Source organism: Pseudomonas palleroniana, assembly GCF_003031675.1.
Lineage (GTDB): Bacteria > Pseudomonadota > Gammaproteobacteria > Pseudomonadales > Pseudomonadaceae > Aquipseudomonas > Aquipseudomonas palleroniana.
Genome location: NZ_PYWX01000091.1, coordinates 1 through 18,071, shown reverse-complemented (window position 1 = coordinate 18,071; position 18,071 = coordinate 1). Strand labels below are relative to the sequence as shown.

Genomic DNA, 18,071 nt, shown 5'->3' with positions numbered 1-18,071 from the left:
TGTTTATCGTTTGCGCAGGATCACGCTGCCGATGGAATACCCAGCGCCAAACGAGCTGAGCACCGCCACGGAGCCCTTGGGCAGGTCGTCCTGGTAAGTATGGAACGCAATCACCGAACCCGCCGAACTGGTGTTGGCGTAGGTATCGAGAATGACCGGAGCCTCTTCCACCGTGGCTTCGCGGCCCAACAGTTTCTTCACGATCAGGTGGTTCATGCTCAGGTTGGCCTGATGCAGCCAGAAGCGCTTCACGTCGGTGACATTCAACTGGTTCTGCGCCAGGTGGGTGCTGATCAATTCGGCAACCATCGGGCAGACATCGCGGAACACCTTGCGACCTTCCTGCACGAAAAGCTTGTCGGGCGCGCCGATGCCCTCTTCCGCCGCGCGGTTGAGAAAGCCGAAGTTGTTGCGAATATTATTGGAGAACTGGGTCAACAGCTTGGTGCTCACCACCTCGAACTGATGCTCGGAGGTCGCAAGGTCAGCGCGCTCAAGCACGACGGCAGTGGCCGCATCACCAAAAATGAAGTGGCTGTCACGGTCACGGAAGTTCAGGTGGCCGGTGCACACTTCCGGGTTGACCATCAGGATCGCCCGCGCCTGGCCCAACTGAATGCTGTTGGCGGCGTTCTGGATGCCGAAGGTGGCCGAGGAACACGCCACGTTCATGTCGAAACCGAAACCTTCGATGCCCAGTGCGCTCTGGACTTCGATAGCGATGGCCGGGTAGGCACGCTGCAGATTGGAACAGGCAACGATCACACCGTCGATGTCGGCGGCAGTCTTGCCTGCACGCTTGAGGGCCTGCTCGGCGGCGCCGACCGCCATCTGGCAGAGCACCGACCACTCGTCATTGCTGCGCTCGGGCAGGCGCGGGGCCATGCGCTGCGGATCAAGGATGCCCTCCTTGTCCATCACGAAGCGGCTCTTGATGCCCGACGCCTTTTCAATGAACGCCGCGCTGGACTCGGTCAACGCCTGCACTTCACCGCGCTCGATAGCAGCGGCATTGTCGCTGTTGAACTGTTGCACGTAGGCATTGAAAGACTGCACCAGCTCTTCGTTGGAGATGCTGTTGGCCGGGGTGTACAGGCCAGTGCCGCTGATGACGACGTTATGCACGGTCGTTCCTCTAAATCTGTCAGGCAGAAGATATTGGTACCGTCGTACCAAACTGTAAGTAGTCCGATTCCGCGCGGCGGACATCAAACTGGCAACGCTTTATTCCATCGCGCCGCAGCTCTGTGCGACGATCCCGGCATTTATAGCGGCGAAGTTTGCCACAAATGCCGGGATTTGGCGCCACGTCCCAGATAAGCACCGTTTTAATGTGCAAGTGAGCCAGCCCGACCCACGTCAGAATCAGGGCTCCACCTGGCTCCACTGCTTGCTCAGGCGCTTGTCGGAAATTGGCACTTTAGTGCCCAACTGCTGGGCAAACAACGACACCCTGTACTCTTCCAACCACCAACGATAAAGCTCCAGTTGCGGGTCGCGCTTACCTTCCTGGGCGTGTTTTTTCAGGCGGTTTTCGTACTGGGTCCACAAGCCTGCCAACTCGCCGCTCCACACCCGGTCCTTTTGTACCTGGCTCGGCAATTTCTCCAGGCGCAACTCGATGGCCTTGAGAAAACGCGGCAATTCCTTGAACCACTGCGCTGGGGTTTCCCGCACAAAACCGGGGTACACCAGTTGGCTCAGTTGCTGCTTGATATCGTTCAACGCCACGGCCTGGGCCAGGTCGATCTTGCCTTTGAAGCGCTTCTGCAAACCGTGCCAGAGTTTGAGCACTTCCAGGGTCAGGCGCGCCAGGCGTTCGGCATGTTCGGTCCAATGGCCGCGCTTGCGCTCGGCCAAGGCGGCCAAACCCGCGCCATCACGGGGCAGGCTGGCTTCACCTTCCAGCACGCAGGTATCGAGGCTGGCCAGCAGAATGTCTTCCACCAACGCGTCAACGCGCCCCAATTCGCGGTACATCAAACCCAGCTCGGTCAGCCCGGGTAATTTTGCGCGCAGGAATTTCGCCGGTTCCGCCAATTGCTGCATCAGCAGGCGCTGCAAAGCACGGCGGTGCTGGAACTCGGCCTCGGCAGCGGTGGAGAAACGCCCTTCCTTGACGGTGCCATTGTCCTCCACCAGCGCCGGGTAAACGGTCATCGACAGGCCGGCGATGTTTTGCTGGGTTTTCTCGGCCACCGCCGCAAACACCTTGGCCTGCACCGGTTGCTGGCTTTTTGCAGTTTGCGGCACGGCCAAAGCGGCTTGGCTGGCTTGTGCAAAGCGTGCGGTCAACTCCGCCAGATCGCGGCCTTCACCCAGGAACTTGCCCTGGCCATCGACCACTTCGAGGTTCATCTTCAAGTGGTTTTCCACCTGCTGAGCCGCCTCCGCCCAAGCCTCATCGCTGACCCGTGCGCCGGTCATGCGCAGCAATTCGTGCCCCAGCGCCTGGGGCAATGAACCCTGGCCAAATTCGATGCGCTGCAGCGCCGCCTTGACGAAATCCGGCACCGGCACGAAGTTCTTGCGCAGCGCCTTGGGCAAATTACGCACCAGGGCAATGCATTTGGCTTCGATCAGCCCCGGCACCAGCCACTCCAGACGCTCCGGCGGCAGGGCCGGCAGCAGCGGTGCCGGCACGCGCAGGGTCACACCGTCACGCGGGTGGTTGGGCTCGAAGTGGTAACTCAACGTCAGGGCCAGGTCGCCCAGGTGCAGGGTATCCGGGTAATGCGCGGCGGTGACTTCACTGGCTTCGCGTGCCAGCACGTCTTCTTCGCGCATGATCAGCAGTTGCGGGTTTTTCTGGCTGTTGACCTTGTACCAGCTGTCGAAGGTCGCGGTCTGGTGGATCTCCGCCGGCAGGCGTGCGTCATAGAAGGCGTAGAGGGTTTCTTCATCGGCCAGGATATCGCGGCGGCGGGCCTTGGCTTCCAGTTCGTCAAGCTGCTCCAGCAACTGCTGGTTGGCCGCCAGGCACTTGGCACGGGACTGGATTTCCCCACGCACCAGGCCTTCGCGGATAAACAGCTCGCGCGACACCACGGGGTCGATCGGCCCGTAATGCACCGGCCGACGTCCGACCACGATCAACCCGAACAGGGTGATCTGCTCAAATGCCACTACCTGGCCACGCTTCTTCTCCCAATGCGGCTCAAAGTGGTTTTTCTTGATCAAATGCCCGGCCAGCGGCTCGATCCAGTCGGCGTCGATCTTCGCCACCATGCGTGCATATAGCTTGGTGGTTTCCACCAGTTCGGCGGTCATCAACCATTGCGGGCGCTTTTTGCCGATGCCCGAGGACGGGTGAATCCAGAAACGCCGCTGACGCGCACCGAGGTAGTCGCCGTCTTCGGTCTTCTGGCCAATCTGGCTGAGCAGGCCGGACAGCACCGCCTTGTGCAGCTTCGGGTAGTCCGCCGGGGCCTGGTTGATAGCCAGCTGCATGTCGCGGCAGATCAGGCTCAACTGGCGATGGGAATCGCGCCATTCACGCAGGCGCAGGTAATTGAGGAAGTTCTTGCGACACCAGTTGCGTAGCGGGCTGGCGGTCAGCGCCTGGCGCTGCTCTTCGAAGCCGCGCCACAGATTGACCAAGCCGGCGAAGTCGGAATCGGCATCCTTCCACTGTGCGTGGGCCTGGTCGGCCGCCTGTTGGCGCTCCGGCGGGCGTTCGCGCGGGTCCTGGATCGACATTGCGCTGGCGACGATCAGCACTTCCTGCAAGCTGCCAAGCTTGGCGGCTTCAAGCAGCATGCGCCCCATGCGTGGGTCCACCGGCAAACGCGCCAACTGGCGGCCCAACGGCGTGAGCTGGCTGTTGCGGTCCACCGCCGAAAGCTCTTGCAGCAGATTGAAACCGTCGCTGATGGCTTTGCCGTCCGGCGGTTCGATAAACGGGAAGTCGGTGATCTCGCCCAGGCGCAGGTGCAGCATCTGCAGGATCACGGCGGCGAGGTTCGTGCGCAGGATTTCCGGGTCGGTAAATTCCGGACGCCCCATAAAGTCTTCTTCGCTGTACAAGCGTACGCAAATGCCCGGTTCGACCCGGCCGCAACGGCCTTTACGCTGGTTGGCGCTGGCTTGGGAAACCGCTTCGATCGGCAGGCGCTGCACCTTGGCGCGGTAGCTGTAACGGCTGATGCGCGCAGTGCCGCTGTCGATCACATAACGAATGCCCGGCACCGTCAGCGAGGTTTCCGCAACGTTGGTCGCCAGCACCACGCGCCGCCCTGGGTGCGACTGGAAAATCCGCTGCTGCTCGGCCGGTGACAGGCGCGCATACAACGGCAGGATTTCGGTGTGCTTGAGCTGGGCCTTGCGCAGCATCTCGGCGGCATCGCGAATCTCGCGTTCACCCGGCAGGAACACCAGGACGTCGCCTGGGCTGCGCCGCTCGCTGCGTTCATAGGCGGCGATTTCATCGAGGGTGGCGAGGATCGCCTGGTCGACGGTCAAGTCATCCTCGACACGGTTGCCCTCCTCGTCCTGTTCCAGGGTCAGCGGGCGATACCAGGTTTCCACCGGGAAGGTACGGCCCGAAACCTCGACAATCGGCGCATCGTCGAAGTGCTTGGAAAAGCGCTCCAGGTCGATGGTCGCCGAGGTGATGATCACCTTGAGGTCGGGGCGGCGCGGCAGCAGGGTTTTCAGGTAACCGAGCAGGAAGTCGATGTTCAGGCTGCGCTCGTGGGCTTCATCGACGATGATCGTGTCGTAGCGTTCGAGGTAGCGGTCGTTCTGGGTTTCCGCCAGCAGGATGCCGTCGGTCATCAGTTTGATCAGGGTGTTGGAATCGCTCTGGTCTTCAAAGCGCACCTGATAGCCGACTAATGCCCCCAATGGCGTGCCCAACTCTTCGGCGACGCGGGTGGCCACGCTGCGCGCGGCGATGCGACGCGGCTGGGTATGACCGATCAGGCCGAATTGGCCACGACCGATTTCCAGGCAGATCTTCGGTAGCTGGGTGGTTTTACCCGAGCCGGTTTCACCGGCAATGATCAGCACCTGATGCTTGTTCAGTGCAGCTTTGATCTCATCGCGCTTGGCGGCAATCGGCAGGCTGTCGTCGTAGCGAATCACCGGCAGGCTGGCCCGCCGCGCCGTGACCTGGGCACAGGACGCCTGCATCCGCGCCACCCACTGCGCCAGCTTTTCCTCGTCAGGCTTCTTGCGCAATTCAAGCAACTGCCGCCGCAAGCGGTGGCGGTCGGCGAGCATGGCGTGGTCGAGGGTCTTGAGCAGTTGATCGATCGTGGGTGCTTGGTCAGTCATCAGGTGCGTTTGGGTCATCTATTTATGCAGGGGGCGGATTGTCGCAGAAAAGCAGCCGCGAGCGGCAAGCTTCAAGCGGCAAGTCAGGAAAGAACTGCTTTTACTTGCCGCTTGCAGCTTATGGCTGCTCTTTTCTCTTATAAGGGAATACATCAATCACCTTGCCGGCGCGAATCGCTTCCTGCAGCCCCTTCCAGTAATCGGCGTTGTACAGCTCGCCGTGCAACTCATCGAACAGCTTGCGCTGGGCGGCGTCGGCAAACAGGAACGGCGGAAACTCTTCGGGGAAGACATCCAGCGGGCCGATGGAATACCAGGGCTCCGAGGCCATTTCATCCTCGGGGGTGCGCGGCGGCGGGATGTGGCGGAAGTTGGCTTCGGTAAGAAAACAGATTTCATCGTAGTCGTAGAACACCACGCGACCGTGGCGGGTGACGCCGAAGTTCTTCAGCAGCATGTCGCCGGGAAAGATATTCGCCGCCGCCAGTTGTTTGATCGCCAGGCCGTAGTCTTCCAGGGCTTCACGCACCTGCGCCGGGTTGGCGTTGTCGAGGTAGAGGTTAAGCGGGGTCATGCGTCGCTCGGTCCAGCAGTGGCGGATGAGCACCGTGTCGCCTTCCACTTCGACAGTGCCGGCCGCGACTTCCAGCAGCTCGGCCAGGCAGTCGGGCTCGAACTTGCTCAGGGGGAACCGGAAGTCGGCAAACTCCTGGGTATCGGCCATGCGCCCTACCCGGTCGACGCTTTTGACCAGGCGGTACTTCTCGATCACCGTGGCGCGGTTGACGTTTTTCGAGGGCGAAAAACGGTCCTTGATAATCTTGAACACGGTGTTGAAGCCCGGCAGGGTAAATACACTCATGACCATGCCGCGCACGCCGGGGGCCATGATGAAGCGGTCGTCGGTGCTGGCCAGATGGTTGATCAGCGCACGATAGAACTCCGACTTGCCGTGTTTGTAGAAGCCTATCGACGTGTACAGCTCGGCGATATGTTTGCCGGGCAGGATGCGTTTGAGAAAGCCGATGAACTCGGCGGGCACCGGCACATCAACCATGAAGTAGGAACGGGTGAACGAGAAGATGATCGAGACTTCGGCCTCGTCGGTGATCAGCGCGTCGATCTGAATACCGCGCCCTTCGCGGTGCAGCAATGGAATCACCAGCGGCCACTGCTCGTCGTGCGTGTAGAGACGCCCGACCAGATAAGCGCCTTTATTGCGGTAGAGCACCGAGGAAAACAGCTCGACGGCCAGGTCCGGGTCTTTGCACACCCAGTCCGGCAGGTTTTCCCGCAGTTGGGCTTCCAGGCGGCGCAGGTCGGCGGGCAGGTCGGCGTAAGGTTCGCTGAAGCTGTAGTCGGCAAAGATCTGCGCCAGCATCTCGGCCACCTTGCCATCCGGCGTGTACAACCGCGTTTGCGCCGCACGCGCCCGGCGCAGGCTCGGCCGCGTGGTGTGAATGAACATGCAGCCGTCGCTGATCAGGTCATGGCTGAACAGGCCGCAGAAGATCGAGTTGTACCAGGTCTCCGACAGCTCATCATCGAAGCGCAGGTCGATCAGGCCGATATACGCGCTCTTGACCAAGGGCCACTGATCGACCTCCAGCAGCACCGCCGCCGGGAAACCGGCCCGCAGGCGTGCAGTGACTTCGCCGACTTTCTCTTCATACAGGTTGATACGCGCCGCCGACGCCGCCTGGCCTTGCTGCCATTGAGCCTTTTCGAAACGCTCGCGGGCACCATCGGTGATACGGCGGAAGTGCTCACGGTAATCGTCGAAGCCATCCAGGATCATCCGGGCAATTGCGAGGGCGTGCTGCGACATGCGGAAAACCTCAAGCGGCGTCAGGGAAACCTGAGCTTAGCCAGTGAACCGTGGCAGGAGAAGGATGATTTTTCCAGCCTCGCTGTACAGCCTTAGTGGTTTTGTACATTTATTTTCAATTTTTATAACTCGACCAAGCAGTCAATAAATGCACTTGGCGCAGCCGCGCCCTCCGCGCTGTGAGCCAGCAACGGCGGTGCCTGAGGTTTGTGCGCTGCAAAAACAACCCGGCTTCGCAGATGAAAGTCTCGGCAAGGGTGGTGATACAGCGTAAGGGAAACCCTGATTACTACATTGATGGCACTTTGATATACAGCGCCCCCTTCTCCCACCCTAACAAGGTCAGAAGACCGATCCGGGAACAGGTACTAATCACCCAAGGAGCGTTGAGATGTCATTGAGGAATATGCGGATCGGTCTACGTGCCAGTCTGAGTTTTGGGGTGCTGGCCGGCTTGCTGGTGATTGTCGGGATGTTCGGCCTGGGCCAGATGGCCAAGTTGCGACAAAGCGCGCAGGTCATCGAAGCGTCGTGGATGCCCAGCATCGAGAACATTCACGACAGCGCGGCCCTGGTGGCCAGTATTCGCCTGGAGGCCCTGCGCCTGGCGACCACCGACGAATCACGCATCCGCGACAACAGCAAAGCCCTGATCACGCGCCAGCGCGCCGAGCTGCAAACCCTGCTGGACCATCACAAGGCCCTGCTCAGCGACGACGAAGAGCGCGGCATGCTCCAGCAGCTCGAAGACAACGTAAATACTTATCTGACGCTCGTCGCACAGATCGTCGCCCTGGTCGACAAGGATCAGCAACAGGATGCCATTGACCTGCTCAACAGTCGTCTCGCACCACAGGGCCTGATCCTCGGCAAGAGCCTGGAGGACATGATCACCTTCAACCAGAACGGCGTGGAAACCGCAGTGAACGCCTCCGCGCAGACCTATTTCAGCGCGCAGTGGATTGTCGGCCTGATCATCCTGTGCGCATTGATCGCCACCCTGCTGCTGGCGTGGCTGCTGACCCGTAGCATTACCGCCCCGCTCGCCCAGGCGCTGACCGTGGCACGCAGCATCGCCGGCGGCAACTTGAGCCAACCGATCAGCGTCAGCGGCAAGGACGAGCCCGCTCAACTGCTGGCGGCCCTGGCCACCATGCAGGCGCAGTTGCAGGGCACTATCCGTGGCATCAGTGAATCGGCGCAACAACTGGCCTCGGCGGCCGAAGAAATGAGCTCGGTGATGGAACAGAGCACGCGTGGCCTGCAGGCGCAGAACGACGAGATCGAACAGGCCGCCACCGCCGTCACTGAAATGAGCACTGCCGTGGACGAAGTGGCCGGCAATGCGGTGTCCAGTGCCGAGGCCTCCAAGGCGTCGGACGAAGACAGCAAGCACGGTCATTACCAGATCAGCGAAACCATCAGCTCGATCCAGAACCTGGTCGACGAAGTGCTCGGTGCCTCGACCAAAGCCGAGGGCCTCGCGGTACAGGCTCAAGACATCAGCAAGGTGCTGGAAGTCATCCGCGGTATCGCCGCGCAGACCAACCTGCTGGCGCTCAATGCCGCCATCGAAGCGGCGCGTGCCGGTGAGGCCGGGCGCGGGTTCGCCGTGGTGGCCGATGAAGTACGCTCCCTGGCGCAGCGCACCCAGGACTCCACCGAAGAAATCGAACAGATGATCAACGGCATCCAGCAAGGCACTCAGAACACCGTCGACGCCCTCAACAGCAGCGCCGAACACGCGGGCCAGACCTTGCAGCGAGCCAACAGTGCCGGCAGCGCGCTGGAGAAAATCACCGCCGCCATTTCACAGATCAGCCAGCGCAACCTGGTGATCGCCAGTGCCGCCGAGCAGCAGGCGCTGGTTGCCCGCGATGTGGACCGCAGCCTGGTCAACATTCGCGACCTGTCCACCCAGACCGCCGCCGGTGCCACCCAGACCTCGGCGGCCAGCCATGAGCTGTCTCGCCTGGCCGTGGACCTCAATGGTCTGGTCACGCGGTTTGTCCTGTAATCCGTCACCGGGTCATGCAACACTCGCCGCCTTATTGATGTAGGAGTGTTCCGTGAGACCCCTCGACACCTTGTACCTGTTGGGGCTGGCTGCCATCTGGGGGGCCAGCTTCCTGTTCATGCGCATCATCGCGCCGGAAATCGGCACCGTGCCGACCGCGTTCTTTCGCGTGTCGATCGCCGCCGCCGGCTTGCTGGTGATCCTGACGATCATGCGCGTCAACTGGGACTTCCAGGGCAAGTTCAAAACCGTGCTGCTGCTGGGTGTGATCAACTCGGGAATTCCCGCGACGATGTACTCGGTGGCGGCCCAGGTCTTGCCGGCGGGCTACTCGGCGATCTTCAATGCCACCACGCCGCTGATGGGCGTGCTGATCGGCGGGCTGTTCTTCAGCGAACGGCTGACATCGGCAAAAATCGCCGGTGTCAGCCTGGGTCTGCTGGGCGTGGGCGTGCTGACGCGCGCCGGGCCGGTGGCGTTTGACCTGCAATTGTTGATGGGCGCGCTGGCCTGCCTGCTGGCGACGACTTGCTATGGTTTTGCCGGTTTCCTGGCGCGGCGCTGGCTGGATCAGCGTGGCGGGTTGGACAGCCGGCTCGCCGCATTGGGCAGCATGCTGGGGGCTACGCTGTTTCTCCTGCCCCTGTTCGCCTACAGCGCAATCAGCCATCCGCCGGCCAGTTGGGGTGGTTGGCAGGTGTGGTTGTCGCTGCTCGGGTTGGGGTTGGTGTGTACGGCGTTCGCCTACATCCTGTACTTCCGCCTGCTGTCGTCCATTGGGCCGGTGAAGTCGATGACCGTGACCTTCATGATTCCGCCGTTCGGGGTTTTGTGGGGGGCATTGTTGCTGGATGAGCCGCTGTCGATGGCGCATCTGTATGGTGGAATATTGATCGCCGGGGCGTTGTGGCTGGTACTGCGCCCGAAAAAACCTTGAACACCTCTGTAGTGAGCGGGCTTGCCCCGCGCTGGGTGGCGCAGCCGCCCCAAAACCAGGCGCCTGAGCTCTTCCTGGAAGAACGCGGTGGCCGGTTTAGGGCGGCTGCGCCACCCAGCGCGGGGCAAGCCCGCTCACTACATGCGTCAGTTTTTACGGAAGACGAAGACCAGGCCGATGATGATCAAGCCCATGCCTGACAGGCTCAACACTGCGAGCTTATTGCCGAAGATCAGGTAGTCCATGACCGCCGTCACCGCCGGCACCAGATAGAACAGGCTGGTGACGTTCACCAGGTTGCCCCGGGCGATCAGGCGATACAGCAACAGCGTCGCCAACAACGACACCACCAGCCCCATCCACAGCACCGGCAGGTAAAAGCCGGCGCTGTGTTCATAGTGGAATGGCTGGAACGGTACAAACACCGCGCACAACAACAAGCCCGCCAGGTATTGCACCGGCAGCGTGCCCAAAGGGTTGTCGGTGATGCGCTTTTGCATGATCGAGCCCAAGGTCATGCTCGCCAGCGCCAGCAGCCCGAACAGCATCCCCGCCAGGGACATGCCGGACAAGCCGATGCCTTGATAGACCACCATGATCAGCCCCGCCAACCCGAGGCCCAGGCCGAACATCCGGCGCAATGAACGCTGACGTTCCATCAGCACCACGGTGAGGATCGGTTGCACCCCCATGATGGTTGCCATCACCCCCGGGGTGACTTTGAGGTCCAGGGCCAGCAGATAGAAAATCTGGTACGCGCCCAACAACACCAGCCCGGTTGCCACCGCATACCACAGCGGCTTGCCGGGACGCGGCAGTTTCAGTTTGAAGAGCGGTATCAGCAGCACCAGCCCGACCAGGGCGATAGCAAAACGGATCAACAGAAAAGCGAAGGGCGATGAATGGGCCAGGCCCAACTTGGAGAAAATCGCCCCGCTGCTCCACAGCAGCACAAACAGGCTCGTCGAGGCCGCCGCGGCCACGGATTGTTTCGAAAGAACAGACATGTTTACCACCTGTAATCAGGCAAAAAAAGCCGACTCAGCAAAGGCTGAAGTTCAATGGTTTTTTTCAGGCGGGCAGAGGGGAACAGCGATCAGCTGATCAGCCCGCGATGCCAACACCCGGCGGTGATACGACTGCGTACACCGGCGTGCTGCTGACAGGTGGGGGGTAATGACCGAACTGCACAAGCTGTTGGTTCCCGCACGGCACGACCACAGCGTTGACCGCTGAATCGACTACCGCTGTGCGTGGGGAAGCTGGCATGTGCTGATCTTTTTGAAGGGATAAAGACGCACCGACTATAACCAGCCGCAAACACATTTTGCAATCACCTGATCGCAACTATTGCGTGGAGGAGTTTTCATGCCTGGCTGTACTTGCGGCCGTTATAATGCCGCCCAGTTTTTTCCAAGGATGTCCCATGATCACTCTGCCCTGGCTGTACCTGGCGCTTCTTTCCATCGGCTACGTACTGGCCTTGACCTACGGGCAATTGGGCCTGCTGGCGGTCGTCTCGGTGGCCCTGCTGCTGATCGCCGGGTACGCCGTACGCCAGCAACGCACCCCTTGGGCGCGCTACCTCGGCCACGGTCTGTTCATCGTGTTGGCCCTGGGCCTGGCCATGCATTGGCTGCCGGGTTTCTACAATGGGCGCGGCATTGCCCCGCAGCGCTTCACCGCCGATGCAGTGCCTTTCTCGATGTACCTGAATCAGGACAAACCCTTGATCGGTTTCTGGCTACTGCTGGCCTGCCCGTGGATCGTGGCACGCCGTTCGCTGCGCCTGTCGATCTGTGTCGCCGCCCTGGCGCTGGTGCTGACAGCGGTTGCCGCGCTGGGGGGAGCGGCGTTGCTGGGCATCGTCAGCTGGGCACCGAAATGGCCTGAACAGGCCTGGCTGTGGGTACTCAACAATCTGCTGCTGGTGACCCTGGTGGAAGAGGCGCTGTTCCGGGGCTACATCCAGGGCGGTTTGAGCCAACGCTTGAAGCACCTGCCCTATGGCGAAAACCTCGCGCTGCTGCTGGCCTCGCTCCTGTTCGGCCTGGTGCACCTGGGCGCAGGCTGGCAGTGGGTGCTGCTGGCGACCATTGCGGGTGCCGGGTATGGCCTGGCTTATCGCTTTGGTGGCTTGGGCGCCGCAATCGCCACGCATTTTGGCTTGAATCTGCTTCACTTCGGGTTGTTTACCTACCCGATGCTGGCCGGCTGATTGTTACAAAATTAAGTTAAATAAAAGCCTGCCGCGACCGATAACCCCTGAAAGCCTTGCGGATTGAACAATCATGCGTAATAACCAACCCGTTACACAGCGCGAACGTACCTTCCCCGCTCAGCAACGGTTGATCTCCACCACAGATGCCAAAGGGGTCATCACCTACTGCAACGACGCTTTCGTCGAAATCAGTGGGTTCTCCCGCGACGAACTGCTCCGTGCTCCGCACAACCTGGTGCGTCACCCGGATGTGCCGGCAGCGGTGTTCGGGCATATGTGGTCAACGCTCAAACAAGGCTTGCCATGGATGGGCATTGTCAAGAACCGCTGCAAGACCGGCGATCACTACTGGGTTAACGCCTATGTGACGCCCGTCTTCGAGGGCAACCAGGTGGTCGGCTACGAATCGGTGCGCGTCAAACCCACCGCCGAGCAGATCCGCCGGGCCGAAGCGCTCTATCAACGCATCAACCAGGGCAAGTCGGCGATTCCCCAGCGTGACAAGTGGCTGCCGGTGCTGCAGGACTGGCTGCCGTTTATCCTGGTGAGCCAGTTGAGCTTCATGATCGGTGCGTCACTCAACTCCCACTGGGGCTTTGCCCTCGCGGCGGGGTTGTCGGTGCCACTCGGCCTGCTGGGCCTGAGCTGGCAACAGCGCGGCCTCAAGCGCCTGATGCGCCTGGCCGAGCAGACCACTTCCGACCCGTTGATCGCGCAGATGTACACCGACAGCCGCGGCTCACAGGCGCGCCTGGAGATGTCGATCCTCAGCCAGGAGGCACGCCTGAAGACTTGCCTTACGCGCTTGCAGGACACGGCCGAACACCTCAACGACCAGGCCGCACAGTCCAACACCCTGGCGCATAACAGCTCCAGTGGCCTGGAACGCCAGCGCGTGGAAACCGAACAGGTGGCGACCGCCGTCAACCAGATGGCGGCGACGACCCAGGAAGTGGCCAGCCATGTACAACGCACCGCCGACGCCACCCAGGAAGCCAATCGCCTGACCGGTCGTGGCCGCGACATCGCCGGGGAAACCCGCGAGGCGATTCAGCGCCTGTCCGTTGCCGTGGGTGAAACCGGTGTAACCGTCACCCAACTGGCCAAGGACAGCGATGAAATCGGCGGCGTGGTCGATGTGATCAAAGGCATCGCCGACCAGACCAACCTGCTGGCACTCAACGCCGCGATCGAAGCGGCCCGCGCCGGCGAAATGGGGCGTGGTTTTGCGGTAGTGGCCGACGAAGTACGCCAGTTGGCGCAACGTACGGCTGAGTCCACCGGGCAGATCCACACGTTGATCGCCAAGCTGCAGCAAACCGCCAGCGCCGCAGTACAAACCATGGACGCCGGGCATCGCCAGGCCGAAGAGGGCGTGGCGCGGGTGATGGAAGCGGATCAGGCGTTGGTGGGCATCAGCGAAGCGGTCGCCCATATCACCGACATGACTACCCAGATCGCCGCCGCCACCGAGGAGCAAAGCTCGGTCGCCGAAGAGATCAGCCGCAACATCAGCACCATTGCGCTGTTGGCGGACCAGACCTCGGAACAGGCACTGAACTCGGCGCAATTGAGTGAAGAGCTGACGCATACCGCCAATACCCAGTACTCGCTGGTAGAGCGTTTCAACCGGTAGATCGCGATCGGGGGCAAGCCCCCTCCCACATTGGATCGGGTTCACAGATTGCCATGTGTGACGACAGTCCAGTGGGAGGGGGCTTGCCCCCGATTGGGCCCTATCAGGTACCGAGAAACTCAGCCACCTGCACCGCCGCAGCCTCCAGATGCTGCTCATGGCTGAAACCCGACGCCTTCAACGGCTTCAAATCATGATCCCCCGCCACCAGCCACATCAACTCGATACTCGGCGATAACACATACCCTTCGACTGCCTCCCGATTACCCAGGGCATCGCGCTCGCCCTGCACAATCAACGTCGCGGTGTTCAACGCGGCCAGGTGCTCGACCCGTGGCTTTTGCGGCTTGCCCACGGCATAGAACGGATAACCCAGGCACACCAGCCCATCGGCAGCCAATTCATCGGCCAACAAACTGGCCATGCGCCCGCCCATGGACTTGCCGCCAATCGCCAGTTTCCCAGCGACATGACGTCGCACCTCGACATACACCTCACGCCACGCCTGCAGCAGTTTCGGGGCCGGGTTCGGTGGGCGCTTGCCGCCGTCCAGCCGGCGCTGGGCCATGTAGGGAAATTCAAAGCGCAACACGTTCACGCCATGCCCGGCAAGGCGTGCAGCCATGTCGTTCATGAACGAGGAGTCCATCGGCGCACCGGCACCGTGGGCCAGGATCAGGGTCACAGGCTCACGCGCGCCCGCCCCTTGCGCGACATCCCACAACCAGCCGCGTTCCTGCACGCAGTGCGCCCATTGATCCCCGTCAATACTGGCCTTGTGCTCTTTGCCCATGCTTGCCTCGCTTTTTAGTCTGCCTATAACTCCAGCCCAAGTGCCGTATTGGCTTGGGTTGAACCGTGGATGGGGAACCATGAACACTACTTTAAGTACCGCCTATAACTACAAGGTGGTCCGCCAATTCGCCATTATGACGGTGGTGTGGGGCATCGTCGGCATGGGGCTCGGGGTTTTTCTCGCCGCCCAATTGGTCTGGCCTGCACTCAACTTCGATTTGCCCTGGACCAGCTTCGGCCGCTTGCGCCCGCTGCACACCAACGCGGTGATCTTCGCCTTCGGTGGCTGCGCGCTGTTCGCCAGCTCTTTTTACTCGGTACAACGCACCTGCCAGACGCAGCTGTTCGCGCCGAAAATCGCCGCATTCTGCTTCTGGGGCTGGCAACTGGTGATTGTGCTGGCGGCCATCAGCCTGCCGTTGGGCTACACCACCTCCAAGGAATACGCGGAGCTGGAATGGCCGATCGCCATTTTGATCGCCATCGTCTGGGTCGCCTACGGTGTGGTGTTCTTCGGCACGGTGATGAAGCGCAAGACCAAGCACATCTACGTCGGCAACTGGTTCTTCGGGGCGTTCATCATCACCGTGGCCATCCTGCACATTGTCAACCATGCCTCGCTGCCGGTGAGCTGGACCAAGTCCTACTCGGCCTACGGCGGTGCAACAGATGCAATGGTGCAATGGTGGTACGGGCATAACGCGGTCGGCTTTTTCCTGACGGCGGGCTTCCTCGGCATGATGTACTACTTCGTGCCCAAACAGGCCGAACGCCCGGTGTATTCCTACCGCTTGTCCATCGTGCACTTCTGGGCGCTGATCACCCTGTACATCTGGGCCGGCCCTCACCACCTGCACTACACCGCACTGCCGGACTGGGCGCAGTCCCTGGGCATGGTGATGTCCCTGGTGCTGCTGGCACCGAGCTGGGGCGGCATGATCAACGGCATGATGACCCTGTCGGGCGCCTGGCATAAATTGCGCAGCGACCCGATCCTGCGCTTCCTCGTGGTGTCCCTGGCGTTCTACGGCATGTCGACCTTCGAAGGCCCGATGATGGCGATCAAGACCGTCAACGCCCTCTCCCACTACACCGACTGGACCATCGGCCACGTACACGCCGGCGCCCTCGGTTGGGTGGCGATGATCTCCATCGGCGCGCTGTACCACATGATCCCGAAAGTCTTCGGCCGCGAGCAGATGTATAGCCTCGGCCTGATCAACGCGCACTTCTGGCTGGCCACCATCGGCACCGTGCTCTACATCGCCTCGATGTGGGTCAACGGCATCGCCCAGGGCCTGATGTGGCGTGCAGTCAACGAAGACGGCACCTTGACCTACTCCTTCGTCGAGACCCTGGTGGCCAGCCATCCGGGCTTCATCGTGCGGTTGGTGGGCGGTGCGGTGTTCCTCACCGGCATGTTGCTGATGGCTTACAACACATGGCGCACCGTGCGTTCGGCACAACCTGTCGAAGTCGCCGCTGCTGCGCAGATGGCCTGAGGAGTCCGTGATGAAACACGAAACGATTGAAAAGAACGTCGGCCTGCTGATGCTGTTGATGGTGTTCGCCGTGAGCATCGGCGGCCTGACCCAGATCGTCCCGCTGTTCTTCCAGGACGTGACCAACAAGCCGGTCGAAGGCATGAAGCCCTACACCGCGCTGCAACTGGAAGGCCGCGACATCTACATCCGCGAAGGCTGCGTACAGTGCCACTCGCAGATGATCCGCCCGTTCCGCGCCGAGACTGAGCGTTACGGTCACTACTCGGTAGCCGGCGAGAGCGTGTGGGACCACCCGTTCCTGTGGGGCTCCAAACGCACCGGACCAGACCTGGCGCGCGTCGGCGCACGCTACTCGGACGATTGGCACCGCGCGCACTTGTACAACCCGCGCAACGTGGTGCCGGAGTCGAAAATGCCGGCCTACCCGTGGCTGGTCACCGCCCCCGTGGACAGCAGCCATACCGAAACCAAGTTGAAAGTGATGCGCACCCTTGGTGTGCCGTACACCGACGACGACATCAGTGGCGCCGTCGCCAGCCTCAAGGGCAAGACCGAGATGGACGCGCTGGTTGCGTACCTGCAAGTACTCGGCACTGCCATCAAGAGCAAGAGGTGAGCCATGGGATTTGAATTCGATGCGGGCACCATCCGCGGCCTCGGCACGCTGGTGGTCGCCATCGCCTTTATCGGCCTGTCGCTGTGGGTGTTCAACAACCGGCGCAATGCGGAATTCGAGCAGGCACGCCTGCTGCCGTTCGCCGATGAACCCTCTCCATCCGACGCTCAAGAAGAGCCTGTAACAAGGAGCACTCGGCCATGACTACCTTTTGGAGTACATGGATCTGCGTACTGACCCTCGGCAGCCTGATCGGCCTGACCTGGCTATTGATCGGCACCCGCAAGGGCGAGACCAAGGGCAGTGTCGACCAGACCATGGGCCACGCCTTCGATGGCATCGAGGAATACGACAACCCGCTGCCCCAGTGGTGGTTCATGCTGTTCGCCGGCACCCTGGTGTTCGCCGTCGGCTATCTGATCCTCTACCCGGGCCTGGGCAACTGGAAAGGCGTATTGCCGGGCTATGAAGACGGTTGGACCCAGAACAAGGAATGGGACAAGGAAATGGCCAAGGCCGACGCCAAGTTCGGGCCGATCTTCGCCAAATTCTCAGCCATGCCCGTGGAAGAAGTCGCGAAAGATCCGCAAGCGCTGAAAATGGGCGGCCGCTTGTTCGCCTCCAACTGCGCGGTGTGCCACGGCTCGGATGCCAAGGGCGCCTATGGCTTCCCGAACCTGGCGGACAATATCTGGCGCTGGGGCGGTTCACCTGAAGCGATCAAGGCCACCATCTTGAACGGTCGTCACGCGGCAATGCCAGCCTGGGGTGAAATACTCGGCGAAGACGGGGTAAAAAACGTCGCCGCCTATGTGCGTCATGACCTGGCCAAGCTGCCATTGCCGGCCGGCAGCACTGCCGACCTGGCCGCAGGCCAAGCGGCGTTCAACACCACGTGCGTGGCCTGCCACGGTCCGCAAGGCCACGGCATGGAAGCCATGGGCGCGCCGAACCTGACCGAGCCTGCCGGGTTTATCTACGGCACCAGCCTGGCGCAGCTGCAGCAGACCATCCGCCACGGCCGCCAAGGCCAGATGCCGGCGCAGGACGTGCTGCAAGGTAATGACAAGGTGCACCTGCTCGCCGCCTACGTTTATAGCCTGTCGCATAACGCTGATGGCGCAATGCCAGAAAGCCAGTCGCAATAACCCCTGAACGCCGCTCCACTACGGGGCGGCAACTTACCAGTGGCGAGGGAGCTTGCTCCCGCTGGGCTGCGAAGCAGCCCCAAAACCTTAG

General features: G+C 61.5%; 13 protein-coding genes. 8 read left to right on the top strand and 5 right to left on the bottom strand.

Annotation, left to right across the window (positions count from 1 at the left end; all coding sequences use genetic code 11):
* Positions 1–3: 3 nt before the first annotated feature.
* The 3 genes from C9383_RS27520 to aceK form a co-directional block, all read right to left on the bottom strand.
* Positions 4–1,125 carry a beta-ketoacyl-ACP synthase III gene (locus tag C9383_RS27520; protein ID WP_060756140.1) on the bottom strand — a complete coding sequence of 374 codons (1,122 nt, stop codon included), beginning with the start codon at positions 1,123–1,125 and terminating at the stop codon, positions 4–6.
* 240 nt (positions 1,126–1,365) lie between these two features.
* Positions 1,366–5,277 (bottom strand): ATP-dependent RNA helicase HrpA, encoded by a 3,912-nt coding sequence (hrpA, locus tag C9383_RS27515; RefSeq protein WP_090372337.1) that lies wholly within the window; start codon positions 5,275–5,277, stop codon positions 1,366–1,368.
* 118 nt (positions 5,278–5,395) lie between these two features.
* Complete coding sequence (gene aceK, locus C9383_RS27510) at positions 5,396–7,105, bottom strand: bifunctional isocitrate dehydrogenase kinase/phosphatase (protein WP_090369396.1); 1,710 nt, start codon at positions 7,103–7,105, stop codon at positions 5,396–5,398.
* A gap of 391 nt (positions 7,106–7,496) precedes the next feature.
* Here aceK and C9383_RS27505 point away from each other — a divergent pair, with 391 nt between their 5' ends.
* Positions 7,497–9,122 carry a methyl-accepting chemotaxis protein gene (locus C9383_RS27505; protein WP_090369394.1) on the top strand — a complete coding sequence of 542 codons (1,626 nt, stop codon included), beginning with the start codon at positions 7,497–7,499 and terminating at the stop codon, positions 9,120–9,122.
* Positions 9,123–9,174: 52 nt separating this feature from the next.
* Positions 9,175–10,059, top strand: a complete 885-nt coding sequence (locus C9383_RS27500) for a DMT family transporter (protein WP_090369391.1) — start codon at positions 9,175–9,177, stop codon at positions 10,057–10,059.
* 146 nt (positions 10,060–10,205) lie between these two features.
* On the opposite strand, the gene C9383_RS27495 is transcribed toward C9383_RS27500, so the two are convergent.
* A complete protein-coding gene (locus C9383_RS27495; protein ID WP_090369389.1) occupies positions 10,206–11,066 on the bottom strand; it encodes a DMT family transporter in 861 nt (286 codons plus the stop codon).
* A 419-nt stretch (positions 11,067–11,485) separates the two neighbouring features.
* On the opposite strand from C9383_RS27495, the gene C9383_RS27490 reads away from it, so the two are divergent.
* Together C9383_RS27490 and C9383_RS27485 are read left to right on the top strand one after the other, a co-directional pair.
* Positions 11,486–12,277, top strand: a complete 792-nt coding sequence (locus C9383_RS27490; protein WP_060756145.1) for a CPBP family intramembrane glutamic endopeptidase — start codon at positions 11,486–11,488, stop codon at positions 12,275–12,277.
* A 73-nt stretch (positions 12,278–12,350) separates the two neighbouring features.
* A complete protein-coding gene (locus C9383_RS27485) occupies positions 12,351–13,916 on the top strand; it encodes a methyl-accepting chemotaxis protein (RefSeq protein ID WP_060756146.1) in 1,566 nt (521 codons plus the stop codon).
* A 103-nt stretch (positions 13,917–14,019) separates the two neighbouring features.
* On the opposite strand, the gene C9383_RS27480 is transcribed toward C9383_RS27485, so the two are convergent.
* On the bottom strand, positions 14,020–14,709 hold the full coding sequence (locus C9383_RS27480; protein WP_090369387.1) for an alpha/beta family hydrolase: 690 nt from the start codon (positions 14,707–14,709) through the stop codon (positions 14,020–14,022).
* A gap of 79 nt (positions 14,710–14,788) precedes the next feature.
* Between C9383_RS27480 and ccoN the strand changes: the two genes are divergently transcribed.
* The 4 genes from ccoN to ccoP are packed head-to-tail and all read left to right on the top strand — an operon-like array spanning position 14,789 to position 17,980.
* Positions 14,789–16,213, top strand: coding sequence for a cytochrome-c oxidase, cbb3-type subunit I (gene ccoN, locus C9383_RS27475; protein ID WP_090369385.1), 1,425 nt, complete (start codon positions 14,789–14,791; stop codon positions 16,211–16,213).
* Positions 16,214–16,223: 10 nt separating this feature from the next.
* Positions 16,224–16,832: a cytochrome-c oxidase, cbb3-type subunit II gene (gene ccoO / locus C9383_RS27470; protein ID WP_060756149.1), complete on the top strand. Its 609-nt coding sequence runs from the start codon at positions 16,224–16,226 to the stop codon at positions 16,830–16,832.
* Between the two features lie 3 nt (positions 16,833–16,835).
* Positions 16,836–17,036, top strand: a complete 201-nt coding sequence (locus tag C9383_RS27465; protein ID WP_060756150.1) for a cbb3-type cytochrome oxidase subunit 3 — start codon at positions 16,836–16,838, stop codon at positions 17,034–17,036.
* Positions 17,033–17,980 (top strand): cytochrome-c oxidase, cbb3-type subunit III, encoded by a 948-nt coding sequence (gene ccoP, locus C9383_RS27460; protein ID WP_090369383.1) that lies wholly within the window; start codon positions 17,033–17,035, stop codon positions 17,978–17,980. The genes C9383_RS27465 and ccoP overlap by 4 nt, the downstream gene beginning before the upstream one ends.
* The last annotated feature ends 91 nt before the right edge of the window (positions 17,981–18,071 follow it).